We start from the raw sequence: 2,237 nt of genomic DNA on the forward strand, positions 1-2,237 counted from the left end.
ATCGCCAATGGCTGGCCAAACAGCGCTATCGAGGCGCTCATGCCTTGGAACTACCATCGCTGAACGGCATCAGCTACCCGCTTACGCACGATCTCGGAGGCTTCATCATCGATATCGGCAACTACTTCTTGGATAACGGTCCGCACGATGCGCTTCTTGAGCCTGGCGTCCGTCGTCGGCGCCGACCAGACAGCCTTGAGGTCTGTGGTCAGCGCCGTGATGCCCGTTGCCAACACAGGTAATGGCCTCGGCATCGCGGTATCATGCGCCGCGATCTTGCTCTCGATCTCCCGATGCGAATGAGTGCCTGGTTCCAACGCGCTTCCAATTCCGCCACCAGCCGGCTCTCGGGATCGGCCGCGTCATATTGCCGGAAAGCCCGGTCGGCGGAGTAGCGGGCAGCTTCCAGATCGCGGCTGAGGGCGTCCCGGACCTGGTCGCGGCGACCGGCTGCCTGCGCCTCTGCCTCGGCGGCGGCAGCAATTGCGCCGGGCTCGACGACACGCAAGAGTGCTTCCTCAATCGCATCGTCGACGCGCAGCCCGCCGAAGGCGATGCAGCGCGGCTCGCCATTGTCGAGCAGGCCCGCCAGCAGGAATAGCGCGGAATGTTGTGCTTGGCGCCCGTGTATCGCACCGTGAGCCATGCTTGGGGGCTCCGTGATGCCTGCCCGTGGTCACATTGTCGATCACCATGTAGCGGATCGCCTCAGCCCTTTCCCAACTGACATAGCCTTCATGGTTGCCCGGGATCAGGGCAAGCCATTCCTCGCGCGTCCTGCGTCGAATACCTGTTCTAACGGCGGATGGGCCAAAGCCGGGGCGCAGCACGCGTCTTACCATAGGCGTAGGCGCCGCCGTAGATCGGGTTCTCGATCAGCCGGTGGATGGTGGCATAGTTCGGCCGACGCTAGACAATATCGCCATTGTTGCGCTTGGCGGGCAAATCCAGCCAATGCTCGAGGAACCACATCAAGGCTTGCCGGGCACTGCCGAGTTCGGCGACCTTGTCGAACACAAGAGTGATGGCTTCCTGCACGCGGCGATCAGGATCCTTCTCGAGCCGATCGCCAACCTTCACAAAGCCGATAGGGGCTGCAACAACGAGTTCGCCGCGGCGGGCCTTCTCGTAGCGGGCCGAGAGCGAACGCTGGCGCAGAAGATCGAGTTCATACTCGTTGAGACTGCCCTTCAATCCCAGCAGCAGCCGATTATTGCCTGGCGCGGCGCATAGATCGTCTCCTGGTCGATCAGCACAGTGTCGACGACGCGGCACATCTCGATGAGCTGCTGCCAGTCGCGGCTGTTGGGGGCAAACCGCGATACCTCCCGTGCCGCAACCGCCCCAACCTTGCCAAGACAAACCTCGGCGGTCGAAACCGACGCGGGCGACAGTGCCGGCGGCCGAACGTCCGAGATCATCATCTATGGTCTCGACGCGAGACCAGCCGAGCGTCGTCAGGCGATCGCGCATCGCATAATTGCAGGGCGCTTGCTCTCGCGATTGTGCAGGACCTGATGGGCTAGGTGCGGTCTGATCTTCTCATGCATCATGACGCACCTCCTCCCGACCGGGAGAGCGGTCGCCGTCGACGTGATCGAGAATCAGGCTGACAATCAGCTTCGTCACTGATCGGCGCGTCTCGGCGGGCAGCGCCTGCCATTGCGGCGTCTGCACCGTGTCGGCGTCGTTCGGCTTCGAGAACAGATCGAACTGGTATGTCGTGGGCTGGCGCGGCATGGACATCTCCCCGATTCGCGTGACAGCCCAATGCTGCGCCCATCTCCGGGGCCCCCGTATCGTGGAGCAGCTTCGCTAGGGTGCCCAGCGCGGCAAGGTAGACGTGCGGAGCAGTCGTGATGCGCCAGCTCGCGCTGAGGCTCCGATCGAACATCCACCCGGGAACCTCCAGCGAGCGATCCGATACCCGGCCAGAAAGACTGCAGCGGAAAACCTCTGCTTCGTTCTTGTCGATCACTTCATGAATATGGACCTGGCGACCCGCCCAAGGATGCCATGGATAGAGAAGCTCGCGCTCCGGGCCGGTTCCGTGGGTGTTCCGTCGCCGAGTTGTACAACGAGGAGCGCCCGCATGGGGCGATCAGCCACAAGGCCCCGATCTCATTGACCAATCGAAGTCACTTGAAAGCGTGACGTCGGGCCAATTCTTCCACTGGCCATTCGTCAACATGATGCTTGAGAGGAAACTCGACCCGGTCGCTCTCGATCATAGAAAG

4 protein-coding genes are annotated in these 2,237 nt (G+C 62.3%); 2 read left to right on the forward strand and 2 right to left on the reverse strand.

Annotation, left to right across the window (positions count from 1 at the left end; genetic code table 11):
* Window positions 1–242, forward strand: a 242-nt coding sequence (locus tag NKH83_RS31470) for a hypothetical protein (protein WP_352809053.1), incomplete at its 5' end; no start/stop codon positions are given.
* Window positions 243–367: 125 nt separating this feature from the next.
* The gene (locus NKH83_RS31475; RefSeq protein ID WP_352809056.1) at window positions 368–601 is read left to right on the forward strand and encodes a hypothetical protein; all 234 of its coding nucleotides are present in this window, start codon (window positions 368–370) and stop codon (window positions 599–601) included.
* A gap of 308 nt (window positions 602–909) precedes the next feature.
* On the opposite strand, the gene NKH83_RS31485 is transcribed toward NKH83_RS31475, so the two are convergent.
* Window positions 910–1,473, reverse strand: a complete 564-nt coding sequence (locus NKH83_RS31485) for a hypothetical protein (RefSeq protein WP_352809059.1) — start codon at window positions 1,471–1,473, stop codon at window positions 910–912.
* Between the two features lie 69 nt (window positions 1,474–1,542).
* On the reverse strand, window positions 1,543–1,740 hold the full coding sequence (locus NKH83_RS31490) for a hypothetical protein (protein WP_352809061.1): 198 nt from the start codon (window positions 1,738–1,740) through the stop codon (window positions 1,543–1,545).
* Window positions 1,741–2,237 lie beyond the last annotated feature (497 nt).

The sequence above is a fragment of the Mesorhizobium sp. M0909 genome (assembly GCF_040319515.1).
Taxonomy (GTDB): domain Bacteria; phylum Pseudomonadota; class Alphaproteobacteria; order Rhizobiales; family Rhizobiaceae; genus Mesorhizobium.

Bases quoted from the DNA above. Each gene is read 5' to 3' on its own strand.
- NKH83_RS31485 (WP_352809059.1), bottom strand. From the start codon at position 1,473: ATGCGCGATCGCCTGACGACGCTCGGCTGGTCTCGCGTCGAGACCATA.
- NKH83_RS31490 (WP_352809061.1), bottom strand. From the start codon at position 1,740: ATGCCGCGCCAGCCCACGACATACCAGTTCGATCTGTTCTCGAAGCCG.